Source organism: Aeromonas sp. S8(2024), assembly GCF_041403085.1.
Classification (GTDB): Bacteria; Pseudomonadota; Gammaproteobacteria; order Enterobacterales; family Aeromonadaceae; genus Aeromonas; species Aeromonas dhakensis.
In genome coordinates, this window is sequence record NZ_JBGLRF010000007.1 from 46,933 (window position 1) to 63,975 (window position 17,043).

16 protein-coding genes are annotated in these 17,043 nt (G+C 64.2%); 12 read left to right on the forward strand and 4 right to left on the reverse strand.

Annotated elements, in window-relative coordinates:
- Window positions 1-17 precede the first annotated feature (17 nt).
- Window positions 18-194, reverse strand: a complete 177-nt coding sequence (locus ACB031_RS17445) for a lipoprotein (protein ID WP_017408874.1) — start codon at window positions 192-194, stop codon at window positions 18-20.
- A gap of 73 nt (window positions 195-267) precedes the next feature.
- On the opposite strand from ACB031_RS17445, the gene cyaY reads away from it, so the two are divergent.
- Both cyaY and ACB031_RS17455 read left to right on the forward strand, forming a co-directional pair.
- The gene (gene cyaY, locus ACB031_RS17450) at window positions 268-582 is read left to right on the forward strand and encodes an iron donor protein CyaY (protein WP_005308252.1); all 315 of its coding nucleotides are present in this window, start codon (window positions 268-270) and stop codon (window positions 580-582) included.
- Window positions 579-1,232 (forward strand): alpha/beta hydrolase, encoded by a 654-nt coding sequence (locus tag ACB031_RS17455; RefSeq protein WP_371139974.1) that lies wholly within the window; start codon window positions 579-581, stop codon window positions 1,230-1,232. Before cyaY ends, ACB031_RS17455 begins: the two co-directional genes overlap by 4 nt.
- Before the next feature lie 123 nt (window positions 1,233-1,355).
- Here ACB031_RS17455 and ACB031_RS17460 read toward each other — a convergent pair whose 3' ends face one another.
- Window positions 1,356-3,890 (reverse strand): class I adenylate cyclase, encoded by a 2,535-nt coding sequence (locus tag ACB031_RS17460; protein ID WP_010635310.1) that lies wholly within the window; start codon window positions 3,888-3,890, stop codon window positions 1,356-1,358.
- Between the two features lie 322 nt (window positions 3,891-4,212).
- Here ACB031_RS17460 and hemC point away from each other — a divergent pair, with 322 nt between their 5' ends.
- Genes hemC through ACB031_RS17480 form a run of 4 tightly spaced genes read left to right on the forward strand, consistent with a single transcriptional unit; the run spans window position 4,213 to window position 8,170 of the window.
- A complete protein-coding gene (hemC, locus tag ACB031_RS17465; RefSeq protein WP_010635311.1) occupies window positions 4,213-5,142 on the forward strand; it encodes a hydroxymethylbilane synthase in 930 nt (309 codons plus the stop codon).
- 46 nt (window positions 5,143-5,188) lie between these two features.
- Entirely contained in the window at window positions 5,189-5,923 is a 735-nt protein-coding gene (locus ACB031_RS17470; RefSeq protein ID WP_371140018.1) for a uroporphyrinogen-III synthase, read from the forward strand.
- Window positions 5,920-6,996: a uroporphyrinogen-III C-methyltransferase gene (locus tag ACB031_RS17475; protein ID WP_010635313.1), complete on the forward strand. Its 1,077-nt coding sequence runs from the start codon at window positions 5,920-5,922 to the stop codon at window positions 6,994-6,996. The genes ACB031_RS17470 and ACB031_RS17475 overlap by 4 nt, the downstream gene beginning before the upstream one ends.
- Window positions 6,997-7,006: 10 nt before the next feature.
- Window positions 7,007-8,170, forward strand: a complete 1,164-nt coding sequence (locus tag ACB031_RS17480) for a heme biosynthesis HemY N-terminal domain-containing protein (RefSeq protein ID WP_371139975.1) — start codon at window positions 7,007-7,009, stop codon at window positions 8,168-8,170.
- 164 nt (window positions 8,171-8,334) lie between these two features.
- Here the strand turns inward: ACB031_RS17480 and ACB031_RS17485 are convergent, their stop codons facing one another.
- Both ACB031_RS17485 and glpX read right to left on the reverse strand, forming a co-directional pair.
- Window positions 8,335-8,586, reverse strand: coding sequence for a YkgJ family cysteine cluster protein (locus ACB031_RS17485; RefSeq protein ID WP_371139976.1), 252 nt, complete (start codon window positions 8,584-8,586; stop codon window positions 8,335-8,337).
- Between the two features lie 166 nt (window positions 8,587-8,752).
- Entirely contained in the window at window positions 8,753-9,763 is a 1,011-nt protein-coding gene (gene glpX / locus ACB031_RS17490) for a class II fructose-bisphosphatase (protein ID WP_005308234.1), read from the reverse strand.
- 220 nt (window positions 9,764-9,983) lie between these two features.
- On the opposite strand from glpX, the gene ACB031_RS17495 reads away from it, so the two are divergent.
- From ACB031_RS17495 to ACB031_RS17520, 6 genes are all read left to right on the forward strand, one after another.
- Window positions 9,984-11,048: a porin gene (locus ACB031_RS17495; RefSeq protein ID WP_371139977.1), complete on the forward strand. Its 1,065-nt coding sequence runs from the start codon at window positions 9,984-9,986 to the stop codon at window positions 11,046-11,048.
- Between the two features lie 117 nt (window positions 11,049-11,165).
- Complete coding sequence (locus tag ACB031_RS17500; protein WP_371139978.1) at window positions 11,166-12,077, forward strand: ABC transporter substrate-binding protein; 912 nt, start codon at window positions 11,166-11,168, stop codon at window positions 12,075-12,077.
- Between the two features lie 227 nt (window positions 12,078-12,304).
- A complete protein-coding gene (locus ACB031_RS17505; RefSeq protein ID WP_139752199.1) occupies window positions 12,305-14,347 on the forward strand; it encodes a TonB-dependent siderophore receptor in 2,043 nt (680 codons plus the stop codon).
- A 65-nt stretch (window positions 14,348-14,412) separates the two neighbouring features.
- Complete coding sequence (locus ACB031_RS17510) at window positions 14,413-15,033, forward strand: PepSY-associated TM helix domain-containing protein (RefSeq protein ID WP_201989544.1); 621 nt, start codon at window positions 14,413-14,415, stop codon at window positions 15,031-15,033.
- Between the two features lie 176 nt (window positions 15,034-15,209).
- Window positions 15,210-16,247, forward strand: coding sequence for an acyltransferase family protein (locus tag ACB031_RS17515; RefSeq protein WP_371139979.1), 1,038 nt, complete (start codon window positions 15,210-15,212; stop codon window positions 16,245-16,247).
- 127 nt (window positions 16,248-16,374) lie between these two features.
- Window positions 16,375-16,947 carry a hypothetical protein gene (locus ACB031_RS17520; RefSeq protein WP_371139980.1) on the forward strand — a complete coding sequence of 191 codons (573 nt, stop codon included), beginning with the start codon at window positions 16,375-16,377 and terminating at the stop codon, window positions 16,945-16,947.
- Window positions 16,948-17,043 lie beyond the last annotated feature (96 nt).

A 17,043-nucleotide genomic window follows, 5' to 3' on the forward strand; every position in this document is an offset into this window, starting at 1 on the left:
GGCGGTTCCTTCCTAAATTATTGCGGCGCGGCCTCTGGGGCTGCCTCGGCGGTCGCAGGCGTCTGTGCTTGCGGTGTACTCTGGGTCTGGGGCTGCTCGGGGGGTGGCATATAGAGCGGTCCCGTCAGGCCACACGCGGCCAAACCAAGAGACAGAAGAGTGGCAAGCAGACACTTGGTAAGCTGGGTAATCATAATGGTTCGCTGCGAAAAAATTTTTGGCCCTCTATAATCGCACTCACATTGTTAAAAGCAACAGGATAAACCGATGAAGGATCACGAGTATCACGCCCTGACCGACGCCTTTTTCCAGTATGTGGAAGACACCATCGACGAGGGGTATCCGGATATCGACTGCGAACGCGCTGGCGGGGTCTTGACCCTGAGCTTCGAGAACAAGACCAAGGTCATCATCAACAAGCAGGAGCCCCTGCACCAGATCTGGGTCGCCACCCGCGAGAACGGCTTCCACTTCGAGCTGCAAGGGGAGAGCTGGATCGACAACCGCTTCGGCCACGAGCTCAAGACCCTGCTGAGCCAGGCCTGTAGCTCCCAGGCGGGCGAGCCCGTCCAGTTCCCATGATCGACCTGCACCCTGCCAATGCCCGTCATGCGGTGATCTGGCTGCACGGGCTGGGGGATTCCGGCGCCGGCCTGGCCCCCTTGGTGGATGCGCTGGCCCTGCCCGCCGACCTGCCGGTGCGTCACCTGCTGCCCGATGCGCCCGAGCGGCCCATCACCATCAACATGGGCTACAAGATGCGCGGCTGGTACGACATCAGAAGCTTCGAGGATCCGGCGGATCGCGCCGTGGAGTCCCACGTCAGGGAGTCTGCGGCCCGCATCGCCGCGCTGATCGAGCAACTGGTGGCCGAGGGCTTCGCCCCCGAGCGCATTGTGCTGGCCGGCTTCTCCCAGGGGGGCGTGATTGCCTCCTTCACCGCCCTGCGCCTGCCGCTGCGGCTGGCGGGCCTGCTCTGCATGTCCACCTATCTGGCGGCGCCCGACGCCCTGCTCGGTGAGATGAGCGAGGCCGCCCGCAGCCTGCCCATCTGCTACATGCACGGCATCTATGACGACGTGGTTAGCCTCTCCATGGGCTGGGACGCCAAGAACCGGCTGGAAGCGGCGGGGCTCAGTCCCGAGTGGCACGAGTACCCCATGCGCCACGAGATCTGCCGCCCGCAGCTCGACGACATCCGCCAGTGGCTGCTGGCCCGCCTCGCGGGCTGAGCCAGTTCCCGATAACCAAACGGCCTGCAGATGCAGGCCGTTTTCATTCGATATGGGCGATGATCCTGTGCAGCAGGGGGCCGAGACCGGGGCGCTTGCGCGCACGCCGGGCGGGCCCCTGCCCTACCCCGCGCCTGCGGCGGAGCCGAGCTCGCGCCCCTGACCGCCATCGCGCAGCTGACCCTGGCTGCGGTAGGGGATCACCTCCAGCTCGCCATTGATCTGCACTATCTCGTAGTACTGGGGCAGGTTGAAGTTGCTGAACTGGCCCGCGTCGCTGAAGCGCTCGTGGCTGGAGGTGTAGAAACGGTTCACCCCCTGCACCAGCTCATCCTTGTTGCCGGCGAAGTGCTGGTAGATCTCCACCCGGTTCGCCTCGTCCAGGATATAGATGTTGGTGCCCGCGTCCCGGGTATCGAAGAAGAACTGCACCAGCCCCTCGCTGGCGTAGGCGTCGACGATGCCAGGCAGGTGCTGGCTGTGGGTCTTGTCGAGCCGCAGCGGCAGGTGATCCAGCTTGTTGTGGGAGATGTGGCGGTAGAAGTCGACCGCGTTCTCCAGCTTCTTGACCGACACCCCGCGCCGCTCGAAGAAGATGCCGTACTTCTCCTTGCCGAGCGCCAGCGTCTTGACCAGCTGCTGCTTGTCGCGGGCCAGACGTAGCTCGATGCACTCGGCCACCAACTGCTGGAAGCGGCTGCGCACCAGGGAGCGGAAGTGCTGGCTGTAGCAGAACACCTCGATCATCTCGGGAGCGGCGGCATCCTGGTGCATCTTGCCGAGGATGGTGGTGAGGGCATCAACCACGGCTTCATCCCCCTGGAAGTGGAGGGTGCGGATCTCGCTCCAGGAGTTGCGATAGACCAGATCCACCGACCCTACCAGACACTCCAGGTTGCGGCCGAACGAGAAGACATCGGCGGCGTTGGCGTCGAATTCGATCACCTGACCCACCCAGTGGCTGGTCGGATCCGTCTCCAGGTTGAGGAAGATGGAGAGCTGGCGAATTTCGCACGGCCGGCTCAGGGCCAGGTTGGTGGCACGGGGATACTTGACCGGGAAGGTGCCGGAGAGATCGCGACAGAACTGGTGCAGGTTGTCGATGTGCAGATCCGAGCCCTGGTTGAACAGGTGCACCCGGGACTGGGGCGTCAGCAGACCGTTGAAATAGGCCCAGGAGACCAGCTTGCTGATGTAGCCGTTATATTCGAGCGGCGCCCGGCCGATGATGTCCACCGGCTCCAGCGAATGCTTGTAGAGATACCAGCCGGCGCGGTTCAGGCGGCCGTGCGGCACCTGCACGAAGCTGAGATCCGGCTCGCTCAAGTCCGGCGCTATCTTGAGGTTGATCCGCTGCACCTTGCCCGGCAGGCTCTCGAACGCGGCATAGAGCTTGCGCGACAGTATGCCGATGTCTTCCGGGTTGATGGACTCGCTGATGTTGTTGCGCCGGGCAAACTGGATCAGGTTGCGGTAGCTCTGCATCAGGGCCTCCAGCAGCTCGGCGTAGGCCACCTTGACGTCCTCCACCTTCCACTCCTGGCGGTGATCCAGATGCTGCAGCCGCTCCCGGCTCCAGCCCCAGTAGTCCACCAGCTGGGTCATCAGCTCGCGGCGCCAGGCCGGGGAGTGATCCTCCTTCGGATGGCTCAGGCCGTCGCACACCTTGAGATAGAAACAGCGGCGCACCAGATCGAGCCGCTGCATGTCGCCGATGGATTTGAGGTAGTTGGTTACCTTGTCCAGCATCAGGCAGTAGTTGTCGAGCCGGTAGTGCATCCCCTCGTTGTGCTGGAACCAGTCGCGGCTGGTCACCGACAGCAGGCGGGTGTTGGGGTACTCGTGGGAGTAGGCCTCCATCAGCACCGACTTGAGCACTGCCTTGTAGGGGGAGTCGATCCCCTTGTAGAGCTGCCAGAGGGCGGAGCCGAAGTACTCCTCGGCCGGAATGCGGTTGAAGCCCCCCAGATCGAGCCAGTCATCCTGGCTCAGCTTGCCGTGGGCAAACAGGCCGTTGACGTAGTCGTCGTAGTGATCGTCATACTCGGCCGGCACCAGATACCAGAGCAACCGCTTGCCGGCGATGTGCATGGCGCTGCGGTAGAACTCGTCGAGCAGCAGCAGGTGCTGGGCGCTGCCGCAGCTCTCCCCCTGCATCTGGGCGTCGTTGCGCTGGCGGAACTTGTCCTCGGGGATCAGGAAGAAGTTGAGATCGACCCCCCGCTGCTCGGCCCACTTGGAGAGCTGCTGACACTTGAGATCCAGCAGTGCGAGCCGCTCCTGCGACAGACCGGCCACATGGCAGACCCAGATGTCGAGATCCGAATGGCAGCACTGACCGATGGACGAGGTGCTGCCCATGGAGTAGAGCCCCTGGATCGACTTGTCATGGGTGGTGAGGCCGTTCTGGCAGTTGGCGTTCTGGCAGAGATCCTCGATGAAGGCCTGCTGGGCGTCGTTGGCGGTAAAACTCCAGATGCCGTGCGGCACATCCCCCGCCACATAACCGGGCAGCAGGGGGTGATTGAAGTGCAGCATGACGGGTAACAGCTGGAAGACCTGCTGCCCGTAGCGACTCATGAGACCTAACGCCCGCTGCGTCTTGAGACGATTGATGTCGTCGTAGCGCGCCACCAGCGTGTCGAGTTTTACCAGCAATGCCCTGCCTATACGAGGTGATAAATGACGCACCAAAACGGGGAGACGTCAAAAAAGTGTGATCATGTTAACAATGCAAACAGCGGTGGTAAACAAGCCCGCACACAATCGCCGGATTATTTATGACAAGTCACTAAACAGTATCATTGGAAAGCAATAATTTTTTTAAATTTCAATCAATTAACCTTGCATTTTAGTTTAATGAAAATCATTTTCAGCGGCCGTTTTTGAACTTGGCCCCGCTTTTGCCGGCTGTGCCATGAAAGCCCCTGCAAAGGGTGGTAAGATCGTTTTCCTTCTAAAGATGAAACAACTGATTGATATGGCAGCCCGAACCCTGAAAATTGCCACTCGCAAGAGCCCCCTGGCCATGTGGCAGGCCAACTTCGTCAAAGACCGGCTGGAAGCCCTGTACCCCGAGTTGCAGGTCGAGCTGGTCCCCATGAGCACTCAGGGTGACAAGATCCTGGATACCCCGCTCGCCAAGGTCGGCGGCAAGGGGTTGTTCGTCAAGGAGCTGGAAACAGCCATGCTGGAGGGACGGGCCGACATCGCCGTGCACTCCATGAAAGACGTACCGGTTGAGTTCCCCGAGGGGCTCGGCCTGCACACCATCTGCGAGCGCGAAGATCCGCGCGATGCCTTCGTCTCCAACCGCTTCACCGCCATTGACGAGCTGCCGCAAGGCGCCGTGGTCGGCACCTCCAGTCTGCGTCGCCAGTGCCAGCTGCGTGCGGCACGCCCGGATCTGGTCATTCGCGACCTGCGCGGCAACGTCAACACCCGTCTCGCCAAGCTGGACGCCGGAGAATACGACGCCATCATCCTCGCCGCCGCCGGCCTGAAACGGCTGGAGATGGCGCACCGCATCACCGCCTTCATCGAGCCGGAACAGAGCCTGCCCGCCAATGGCCAGGGCGCGGTCGGCATCGAATGCCGCCTCGACGATCACGAGCTGCACGCCCTGCTGGCACCGCTCGAGCACCCCGAGACCCGGATCCGGGTACTGACCGAGCGCGCCATGAACCGTGCCCTGCAGGGGGGCTGTCAGGTCCCCATCGGGGCCTACGCCCTGGTAGAGGGAGAGGAAGTGTGGCTGCGCGGCCTGGTGGGCAGCCCGGATGGCAGCCGCGTCATCCGCGACGAGATCCGCGGCCCATTGGCCGACGGCGAGGCCCTCGGCCACACCCTGGCCCAGCGCCTGCTGGCCGATGGTGCCGATGCCATCCTGGCCGAGGTCTACCGAGCATGAGTGCGGACCAGTTCGAAGCATGGCCGCCATGCCGGAGCCAGCCCTGATGGTCCCGCTGGTGGTGCGCCCGGCCGCCCAGGCTGCCGAACTGGTAGCACTGCTGCGCCAGCACGGCCACGCACCGCTCTGCTGTCCGCTGCTGGAAACCGTGGCAGGCGGCGAGCTGCAGCGCCTGCCCGAACTGCTGCCCCAGGCCGACATCGTCATCGCCGTCAGCATGCATGCAGTTAATTTCACTCATCATTTTCTGTTGCAAACTGGTCAGACCTGGCCAAATATTGACTACTTTGCAGTCGGCCAGGCCAGCGCGGACGCCTTTTCAGCCGTCGGCATCACGGCAGCCTGCCCGGAGGATCCGCGCAGCGAGGGGCTGCTGACCCTGCCCGGTCTGCAACAGGTGAACGGCAAGCGGGTGCTGATCCTGCGCGGCAATGGCGGCCGGGATCTCATCGCCCGGACACTGGCCTCACGCGGCGCACTGGTGCACTATTGTGCGGCCTATGAGCGCCACTACCCCGCTCTGGACGGGGACGCATTGACCCGCCACTGGCAGGCGGCCGGGCTCGACAGCCTGCTCGTTACCAGTGGCGAACTGCTGCAACGGCTGCTGGAACTGGTCCCGGACCGGCAGCAGCCCTGGCTGCACGACCGCCTGCTGGTGGTCCCCAGCCCGCGGGTGGCCGAGCTGGCCACGGCGGCGGGCTTTACCCATATCACGATTGCCCAGGGTGCATCCAACCAGGCCCTGACGGCCGCTCTGGAACTGAGGAAGATGGAATGACTGAACAGCAAGAAGTCCAGCCGAGTGCCGCGGCCTCCGTGGCCGACAACAAGCAACCCGGCCAGCAGGTCACCAACAACAAGAAGGGCGGCTCGGGTGCAGTGCTCGGCGGTATCGCCATCCTGCTGGCTCTCGGCCTGACCGGCGGACTCTATCTGCATGGCCACCAGAACGCGGTGGCCCAGCAGGCCGAACTTGGCGCCCTCAAGCAACAGCTGGCTGACGCCATGGCCAAACTGGATCAGAGCAACAGCAAGGATGGCGAACAGCTGGCCGCCCTCGGCAAGCAGCAGCAACTGCTGCAGGACGAGCTCAAGGGTCTGCAGACCCGGGTGCTGGATCTCAACGACAAGCGCCCCAACGACTGGATGCTGGCCGAATCCGAATACCTGGTGCGGATGGCCGGTCGCAAGCTCTGGCTGGAACACGACCTCGTCTCCGCCATCACCCTGCTCGGCAATGCCGATGAGCGCATCAAGGCGCTCAACGACCCCAGCCTGATGCCCATCCGCAAGGCGCTGGCCGAAGACATCGCCCAGCTCAAGGGGATGCCGCGCATCGACCGCGAGGGGCTGACCCTGAAGCTGGCCGCCCTCTCCGATCAGATCGAGCTGCTGCCGCTCTCCACCGTCAGCATGCCGGAAGCCAAGGCCGAGCCCGATCAGGCCGTCAGCACCAATCCGGACGAGTGGGAGAGCAATCTCAAGAAGAACTGGGTCAAGTTCACCGAAAACTTCATCACCATCCGCCGTCGTGATGGCGCGGTGGAGGCCCTGCTCTCCCCGCAGCAGGAGATCTTCCTGCGCGAGAACCTCAAGACCAAGCTGCTGCAGGCCCAGCTCGCCGTCTACCGCGAGCAGCAGGCCCTCTATGACGACAGCCTGGACAAGGCCCAGCGCTGGCTGACCCAGTACTTTGACACCGACAACAGCGCCACCCACTACATGCAGTCCGAGCTGGACAAGCTCAAGGGGGAGCAGATCCAGTTCAACTACCCGGATCGCTTCAAGACCCAGGCCATGCTGGAAGAGGTGCTGACCGAGCGTCTGCAGCGCATTCTGGCCAGCAACTGAGGAGGGCACCATGATTCGTCTGATTGTACTGGTAGCCGTGATGGTGGCCGGCCTCATCTTCGGCCCGCAGGCCTCCGGCAACAAGGGTTATGTGCTGATCTCGCTGGGCAACTACACGGTGGAGTCCTCGGTCACCAGCGCGGTGATCCTGGCGGTGCTGTTCTACGGTCTCCTGCTCATTGTCGAGTGGGTGCTGGGCCGGGTATTCGGCCTGCGCCGCAAGACGCTGGGCTGGTATGGCTCGCGCCGGCGCCGCAAGGCCAACCAGCAGACCGTGGCCGCCACTCTGGCCATGGCCGAGGGGCACTACAGCCAGGCCGAGAAGCTGATGCTCAAGGGCGCCAGCAACAGCGACACCCCGCTGCTCAACTACCTGAGCGCCGCCAAGGCGGCCCAGGCCCGCGGCGATGACGTGCGCCGGGATCAATACCTGCAAAAGGCGCAGGAGGAGAATCCCAAGGCCGAACTGGCGCTGACCCTGACTCAGACCCAGCTGCAGATCGAGCAGGGCCAGTACGACACCGCGCTGGCCATGCTGGAGTCCGTCTACTCCCTCAACCCGCGCCACCCCATGGTGCTGGATCAGCTGCGCCAGGTGCACCTGGCCCGCGAGGACTGGACCGCCCTCATCGACCTCATTCCGGCGCTGCACAAGGTGGGCAAGCTCACCCCCAAACAGGAAGAGGATCTTCTGCAACAGGCCTGGCGCGGCCGCCTCAGCGCCGCCAGCGGCACCCTCGATACCCTGCGCCCGGTGTGGCAGGCGCTGCCGCGCAAGCTGCGCCAGGATCCCGAGCTGCTGGCCGCCTATGGCGATCGCCTACGCCAGCTGGGGGCCGATAATGAAGCGGCCGAGCTGTGGCTGGATGCACTGCGCAAGCAGGTCTCGCCCCAGCTGCTGGCCCGCCTGCCCAAGCTTAAGCTCGACAGCTACCAGCCCCTGCTGACCCTGCTGCAGAAGATCCAGGATCAGCCGGGCGTCGACGCGGCGCTGGCCCAGGTCTACCTGCTGGCCGGTCAGCTGGACGAGGCCCAGCGTCTGCTGGAGCAGGAGGCCGCAAAAGCGCCGAACGCCGCCGTCTACCACGCTCTGGGTCAGGTGATGGACAAGCGCCGCCTCACCAACAAGGCCAACGAGTACTATCGCCAGGCATTGCAGCTGGCCGACGTCTGACGTCCGTTCGTCGCGAAACAGAAAGAGGCCGCAGTTGCGGCCTCTTTTTGTTGGGATTATTGGGATTGCTCTGGATGGCTGCCCTCCCTTCTCCCCTCGCGGGAGAAGGGTCGGGGATGAGGGGAAACCAGCAACCACCCTCTCCCTGAGGAAGAGGATGAGACTCAGGCCGTCATGCGCTCCAGCTCACCGATAAGCCAGATGGCCTCTTCCCGGTGGTAGCCGCACACGTCCTGCATGGGACGAAAACCGCTGCACACCGCCGGGCGCTCGGGCTGGCCGAAGATCTTGCAGCCCAAGTGCGCATCGAGCTGCACGCAGGGCACGCCAGCCGGTTTGCCGTCGGGCATGCCGGGAATGGCGCTGCTGATACTGGGGGCGATGCAGCAGGCACCGCAACCTTGACGACATTCCATGTAATGCTTTCCTCGGCAGGGTGCGCCAGTGTAGCAAAGGGCGGGGATTTTCCTCACTGTTATCCCGGCCACACCATGAAATAGCCCTTGCCGACCGGCAACAAAAAGCCCGACAGCGTCGGGCTTTTCAGGCGGTACCATGGGGGGTGCCCCACGCGCATCCGGCTTACAGGATGATGTCGCGCACCACGCTGTCTTTGCGGTCCAGGAAGTGGATCGACTTGATGCGACGGATGGTCCGCGACTTGCCACGGATCAGCAGGGTCTCGGTGGTCGCCATGACGCCGTCGCTGGTGATGCCGTCCAGCAGATCCCCCTTGGTGATGCCGGTGGCCGAGAAGATGACGTTGTCATTCTTGGCCAGGTCTTCCAGCTTGAGCACCTTGCTCACGTCGATGCCGAGCGCCTCGCAGCGGGCAATTTCCTGCTCGCCCAGCGCACGCACTTCCGGGCTGTCGCCCTTGACCTGATGACGGGGCACCAGGCGGGCCTGCATGTCACCGTCCAGCGCACGGATCACCGCCGCCGAGATCACCCCTTCCGGTGCGCCGCCGATGCCGTACAGCATGTCCACTTCGCTGTCCGGCAGACAGGTGAGGATGGAGGCGGCCACGTCGCCGTCGGGAATGGCGAACACCCGCACGCCCAGCCCCTGCATCTCCTTGATCGCCTTGTCGTGACGCGGCTTGGCCAGAGTGATCACGGTCAGGCGGGAGAGCGGCTTGCCGAGCGCCTTGGCCACGGCCTTGAGGTTCAGCTCGAGGGCCTGATCGAGGTCGATGGCACCCTTGGCCTTGGGACCCACGATCAGCTTCTCCATGTACATGTCGGGGGCCTTGAGGAAGGAGCCCTTGTCGCCGACGGCCAGCACGGCCAGGGCATTGGCCTGACCCATGGCGGTCATGCGGGTACCCTCGATGGGATCGACCGCGATGTCCACCGCGTCGCCCATGCCGGTGCCCACCTTCTCGCCGATGTAGAGCATGGGAGCTTCGTCAATTTCACCCTCGCCGATCACAATCTCACCATCGATCTGGATCTGATTGAGGATATGGCGCATGGCCGCAACGGCCGCCCCATCGGCGATATTCTTGTCACCACGTCCGAGCCACTTGTAGCCAGCCAGTGCAGCCGCTTCCGTCACTCGGGAAAACTCGATTGCCAGTTCACGTCTCATCGCATATCCAACCTTTGGAGCTCGAAAACGGGCGGCATTCTACCACAAGGGCAAACCTTTGCGCGCAAAAGTGGCGGTTCGTCACACAAAACACGGCCCTTTCACCAATTTGACATCAAACCGCCACCGACACTTCACGAGAGTGTCACCCCGCTGTCATCCCCCCTGCCTAGCATGGCCCCCGTCTTTTACAACAAAGCTTGCAACACAAGGGATTAAGATGAAAAAGCTGACTGTAGTGGCACTGGCTCTCACCGCGGCCTTCCAGACTCAAGCCGTTGAAGTTTACAAGAATGACACCACCACCCTGGATCTGTACGGCCGCATCTACGCCGGCCAGTTCTTCGGTGACAAGAAGGAAGGGGTCGACAGCACCCATCCGAACGGAACCCAGGAGTACAGCGACAAGCAGGGCGCCAACCAGTTCGTCCGCTTCGGCGCCAAGGTCGACAGCCAGATCAACAGCCAACTGAAGGCGCTGGCCCAGTACGAAGTGCAGATGTACATCAACGACAGCGAGAAGACCATCAGCGAGAACTCCGACAACCTGCGCACCCGTCTGGCGTTCGCCGGTGTCGGCGCCGACTGGGGCAACATCACCTTCGGTCGCCAGAAGGGGGCCCCGGGCTTCCTGGCCGACTGGACTGACGTCTCCCTCTCCGACGGCTACGGCAACGAGGCCCTCGGCGCCAAGACCGACACCTTCGCCACCAACCGTGCCGGTTCCGTGCTGAAGTACTCCGGTCTGTTCAACGGCTTCCAGATCGATACCAGCTACAAGTTCGACGGCGGTGACACCGAAGAGACCACCAGCAAGGACAGCGATGCCGCCTACGGCGCCGCCGTGGCCTACACCTTCCCGTTCAATCTGGCACTGGGTACCGCCTACAACGTGGGTATCCGCGACAAGAACGGAGAAGAGGATGCCAAGCTGTGGCTGCTCTCCGCCAAGTACGACAACAAGGCAGTCTACGCCGCCCTGAGCTATGCGGACGGCAGCGACTTCCTGGCCACCGGCAAGGATCACACCGGCTGGGAAGGGGCGCTGGGCTACAACTTCGAGAACGGTTTCGGCCTGATGGCGCTGTGGAACAAGCAGAAGGTGGAGCAGTCCGGCAAGGCTGACTACGACTCCATCGACTACTACACCCTGGGCGCCCAGTACAAGTTCAACAAGAACCTGCGTGTCATCGGCGAGTACCGCATCAACAACCTCGACAGCAAAGAGAGCGGCAAGCTCAACGTCAAGGATGACTTCCAGCTGGCGGCCCGCTACGACTTCTAAGTCGGGCCCCTCTGCACTGCGCGCGCCGGCTGATGCCGGCGCGCTCTTTTTGGTCCGCCCCGACGCGCCCGGCCCTCCATGATCTAGGCTCAACAGAGCCAAGACGAGGAGATCATCATGCCGCTACGCCTGCTCATCTGCTGCTGCCTGCTCTGCGCCCTGCCCGTTCAGGCGCTGACCATCGCCATGGTGCTGTGGCGCGGCGAAACGGACGCCGAGCGCGGCTTTCGCGACGAGCTCAACCGGCTCGGTCATCACCCCACCTTCGTCACCTTCAACGCCAATCAGGACAGAACCGCGCTGGCCACCCTGCTGCGCCAGCAGCTGCTGCCCTCCCTCGCCGACTACGACTACATCTACTGCTTCGGCACCACCGCCACGGCCATGGTCAAGAGCCTGGTGGGCAACCGCAAGCCGCTGATTTTCAGCATAGTGTCCGACCCCGTCGGGGCCGGCTTCCTGTCCGACGACAAGACGGAAAACCGGATGGTGGCCGGCACCAGCAACATGGTGCCGATGGCGCTGCAGCTCGCCAACGCCCGCCGCTATCTGCCCGCCAGCAAGGGGCTGCTGCTGCCGTTCAACCCCCGCGAGCAGAACACCCTGCTGACCGGCGAGATGCTGCTGCGCGAGGCCCGGCGCTACCAGTGGGAACTCACCACCTGGCGCATCGCACCGGACAAGCGGCGACTGGCCAACGAGCTCAAGCGGCTGCAGCGCGGCGCCAAAGAGAGCATCGTGTTTCTCGCCGCCGACAGCTACCTGCTCTCCATCGCCCCCGAGCTGCTGGCCGCCCTCAACGAGGCGGGCATCCCCACCATCTGCAGCGCCGAGCTCTATGTGGAGCACGGCTGCACCATCGGCACCATCAGCAGCTATCAGGCCCTCGGCCGGATGGCGGCCAACATCATCCACCGCAACCTGCAGGGCACCCCGCTGCAGGATATCCCGCTGCAGACCGACCCGGCACCGCGGCTGGTGCTGGGCAAACAGCTGGCCGGGATCGCCCCCTCCGCCGCCGACCACTGAGCCCCTCATCCCCCTTCTTCTCTCCTCCCGTCACCTTGCCGACAGGGCCCCCTGCCGGCAGGGCGAGCCATCCGATACCCAGCCCCATCATCAAAACATGTTTCTATTGCACAGCTAATGAAAATCAATATCATTAGCATCCTCTCAAATGAGAGAGAACAAAATAATTACAAATAAATCAACAAGTTCAGACCATCAGGTCGCTTCTTCAAGAGTCAACACGCAACATGCACACACCTCACCACCCGCGCACTCTGCTGAGTGTCGCCTTGCTGGCCCTGAGCGCCGGCGCGCACGCCGAAGACGAGACCATGACAGTGGTCGGCAAACGCAGCCAACATGAAGAGGTCGCCACCGCGACCCGTACCAACACCCCGGCCAAGCTGGTGCCGCAGGCCATCGACAGCGTCAAGGCGAGCGAGCTGACCGCCTTCGGCCAGCCCACCCTGAGCGAGGCCCTGACCGGCATCCCCGGCGTCAACGCCAGCGGTGACACCCGCTTCGACGGGGTCAACATCCGCGGCTTCAGCGCCAGCAACGACTTCTATCTGGACGGTTTTCGCGACGACATGCAGTACACCCGCGACCTTGGCAACACCGAGCGGGTCGAAGTGCTCAAGGGGCCGGCGGCGGTGCTCTATGGCCGTGGCAGCACCGGCGGCATCGTCAACCGGGTCAGCAAGAAACCGCAGAAGGGGCTGGAGTCCAGCCTCAGCGCCCAAGTCGGCAGCTTCGACAGCCGCCGGCTGGCTGCCGACCTGAACGGTGAAGCGGGTGAGCAGGTGCAGGTGCGCCTCAACCTGGCTCAGGAAGACAAGGACAGCTTTCGCAACGGCGTGACCAGCAAGCGCACCCTGCTGGCTCCTTCCGTCAACTGGGAGATCAACGACAAGCTGAACTGGTTGCTGCAGTACGAGCGCAACGAGCACGACCGCACCCCGGATCGCGGCATCCCCGGCGTCAACGGCCGGCCGGCCGACGTGCCCAAGGAGTATGTCTACAGCGATACCCGCCGCGACTTCATCGACGACGTGGCCCAGTCCACCCGCTCGCGCCTCAGCTGGGACATCAACGATCAGTGGCAACTGCGCCAGCAGCTGGGCTACACCAGCCTCGACAGCCAGTTCGACAACACCTATGTCACCAGCGTCAAGGGTGACAAGGTGACCCGCGCCCGCTGGCAACAGGATCTCAAGGCCAACAGCCTGATCAGCAACACCGAGGTCGAAGGCCAGCTGCAGACCGGCCCCGTCGAGCACCGCCTGCTGGTGGGCTTCGAGCAGAACTGGCAGGAGCGCACCCCCAAGCTCTACCAGAACGCCACCGCGATCCCGGCCGGCAACCTCTATGATCCGGGCTCCCTGCCCACCTACGACGGCGCCATGAAGCTCTCCAGCGACGCCAATCACAAGGTGCGCGGCTACGGCCTCTATGTGCAGGATCAGCTCAGTCTGGGCGACTGGCACCTGCTGGCGGGTCTGCGCCGCGACGACTTCACCGTCACCAGCCGCCGCAACGACCTCAACAAGGAGGAGACCGTCTCGGTCACCAGCCTGAGCCCGCGCCTGGGCCTGGTGTGGAACCCGATCGAGGAGCACGCCTTCTACGCCTCCTACAGCAAGACCTTCACCCCGGTGGGCGGGGAGCTTATCGGCATCACCCCGGGCGACAAGAACAACAATCTGGATCCTCAGCACACCCGGCTGTACGAGGGCGGCGTGAAGAGCGACTGGCTGGATGGCCGCCTGGCGACCACCCTCTCCCTCTACCGGCTGGAGATGTACAACAAGCGCAGCAAGGATCCGCTGGATCCCACCAAGGTGATCCTCACCGGTCTGCAGCGCACCGAGGGGATCGAGCTGAGCGCCCGCGCCCAGCTGACCGACGAGCTCTACCTGCGCGGCGGCATCGCCATCCAGGATGCCGAGCAGGTCAAGGCGGACGCCGATCTGCAAGGCAAGCGGCCGATGAACGTCTCCCGCCAGAACGGCGAGCTGTTCGCCGGCTATCAGAGCGGCAAGCAGGGCTGGTTCGGCGAGACCGGGGTGACCGCGGTGGGCGATCGCTTCGCCGACAACGCCAACACCACCACCCTGCCCGGTTACGCCCGCTTCGATGCCCGGGCCGGCTACCGCTGGCAGCAGTGGGAAACCCAGCTGAGTGTGGAGAACCTGACCGATCACGACTACTTCGTCAGTGCCACCAGCGCCTCCCAGATCATGCCGGGCACACCCCGTCAGCTGCATCTGAGCGCCGCCTACCGCTTCTGATCCCCCCCTTTTCCCGATCCCTCTGGCCAGCTCCTGCTGGCCAGATTTTTATGAAGCACCGAGCAATGAGACGCAGAAAACTCCCCCTGCACAACAACAAGTGGGTGCGCCGCATCCACGCCTGGGCCGGCTTTGCCACCCTCACCCTGATGCTGCTCTACGGCCTCACCGGCCTCTGGCTGCAACACAGGGCCGTGCTGCCGCTGCCCGGCCCCCACACCGATAAATCCAGTGAAGAGATAGTACTGAGCGCGCCGCTGGCCAGCCCGGATGAGCTGAAAAGCCTGTTGCAACAACGCTATCCAGCAGGGTTCGAGGAGGGGCGCGTCCAGCTCACCCCGTCCCAGACCCTGCCCACCCCCGACGGTCCGCTCACCCTGCCGGCCCGCTGGGAGATGCGCGGCGTCACCCTGAGCGAAAGCGTGGCCGCCAGCTATGTGGCAGGCACCCTGCTGGTGCGCACCGAACTGCAGCAGGCCAACTTCGCCGCCAGCCTCAACCGGCTGCACCGTGGCATGGGCACCGGCCTGCCGTGGCAGCTGGTGGGGGATCTGGCGGCGCTGGCCATGCTGCTGCTGGCCCTCACCAGCCTGTTGATGTGGAACAAGCTGCACGGCCCGGCTGCGCGCGGCATCGCCCTGCTGCTGCTGGGCGCCCTGGTCACCGTGCTGGTGGCCCTGCTCTAGGGCGTTTACCGACGACAAAACGGGATCGGCCTCTCGGCGGCGGTAACCTTGCCTGCACCTCGGGTAACAAAGGGTAACCGGTCGCCGATGGGGCTCACAGTTGCCGGCCTGGCGGCTGGATGGGGGTCGCCCGCAGCTGCTAGGGTGCGCCCTCAATCCCTGCGGCAAGAGGCAGCATGCGCATCTCCAGCATCGAATGCGGACGGGTAGTGGCCATCATGGCGGTGATGACCATTCACCTATCCCCCTTCAGCAACCCCTTCGACCCCACCCTGTGGGACGGCACGCCCTACCCCCTGCTCGGGGCCATCATCAACCAGCTCTGCCGCTTCGCGGTGCCGCTCTTCTTCCTCTGCGCCGGCTACTTTCTGCAACCCGCTCTCGCCACAGGCCGTCCCCTGACGGTGGCGCTGCGCTACTGCCGCCCCCTGCTGGGGCTCTGGCTGGCGTGGAGCCTGCTCTATCTACTGATCCCCTTCAACCCGCTCGCGGCGGTGAGCGAGGGCTACCTGCCGGCCATGGCAGGCCAGTGGCAGATGCAGCTGGGGGATCCGCTCAACGCCTGGTGGGTGGGCGGCATGATCCACCTCTGGTTCCTGCCCGCCCTGATGCTGGCGGTGCTGCTCCTGGCGCTCTGCCAGCAGGCCCGTCTGCCCCGGCTGGCCCTGCTGCTGGGCGTCCTGCTCTACGGGCTGGCCCTGCTCGGCGGCTCCTATGGCCCACCGCTGCTGGGGGGCGAGTGGGCCCTGCTGACCCGCAACGGCCCCTTCTTCTCGCTGCTGTTCGTGGCCCTTGGCACCGAGCTGCGCCTGCGCGCCTGGCAGCCGGATGCCAGGCGCTGCGCCCTGCTGATGGCGGCCGGGATGGGGCTCTACGCCCTGGAGGCTTGGGGCCTGCTGCACCTGGCCGCCGTGCCCCTCAACCGCCACGACTTCCTGCTGGGTTCGCTTCCCTGGGCGCTGGGGCTGTTCGGCCTGCTGCTGGCCAACCCGGGCTGGGGCAAGGGCAGCTGGCTCGAACGCCAAGCCCCCAAGGTGCTGGGCCTCTACTGCCTGCACATGATGCTGGTGGTGTGGCTGATGATCTTCGGCCCGCAGGGCAAGCAGCTGTGGTGGGAGCTGCTGAAGGTGCCGGCGCTGCTGGCGCTCACCCTGCTCGGCTATCGGCTGTTGGCGGCGATCCCGGCCAGTCGCTGGCTGCTGCGGGCCCGCTGAGGGGGATGAGGATGGGAGGGAGGCAGATCCCTCCCCACTCGAGGCTGAATGATGGGTTCAATTTTTATTCATCGCGGATAGATAAACTCCGGGACTCCTTAAACGCGAACCCAGGAGTCATCATCCCATGACGTTGTTCACCAAGACCCTGTTTACCAAGCGAGCCGGCCTTGTCCTCGTTCTGCTCGCCGCCAGCGGCTCCCTCCGCGCCGCCGAAATCGCCAACAACAACATCACCGAAGCCGAGATCAAGGCCGCCCAGGATGCCTGGGGCAAGGCCCTGATCCAGATCAGCGACGACTACCGCAGCGGCGGCATCGACAAGGCCAGGGCCACCGCCGGCGCCGTGCTCGACAGCGCCTACGGCTACGCTCAGGGGCCGGTACTGTTCAAGCCGACCCTGGCCGGCGGCGAGCAGACCTTTCGCATCAACCGGGAGGGGGCGCTGGCCTACTTCGTCGGCAACAACAAGGCCTATCCCGCCGACAGCGGCTTCGCCCTCAAGAACTGGCAGAGCTACGACTACAGCAATGCCGCCGTCTACATCAACGGCGACATGGCCCTCACCATGGGCAAGGTGCACCTGACCGACCGGGACAACAAGCAGACCACGGTCGACAAGACCTGGGGCTTCAAGAAGGGGGACGACGGCAAGATACGCATCGTGCTGCACCACTCCTCCCTCCCCTACGCCGGCTAACGGCAACAGGCGACCTGCGGGTCGCCTTTTTTGTTACGGGGGCTCCACTTTTGCCCGCTGGCGGGTGACGGCAGAGCCTGCGCTGCTACCATGCCC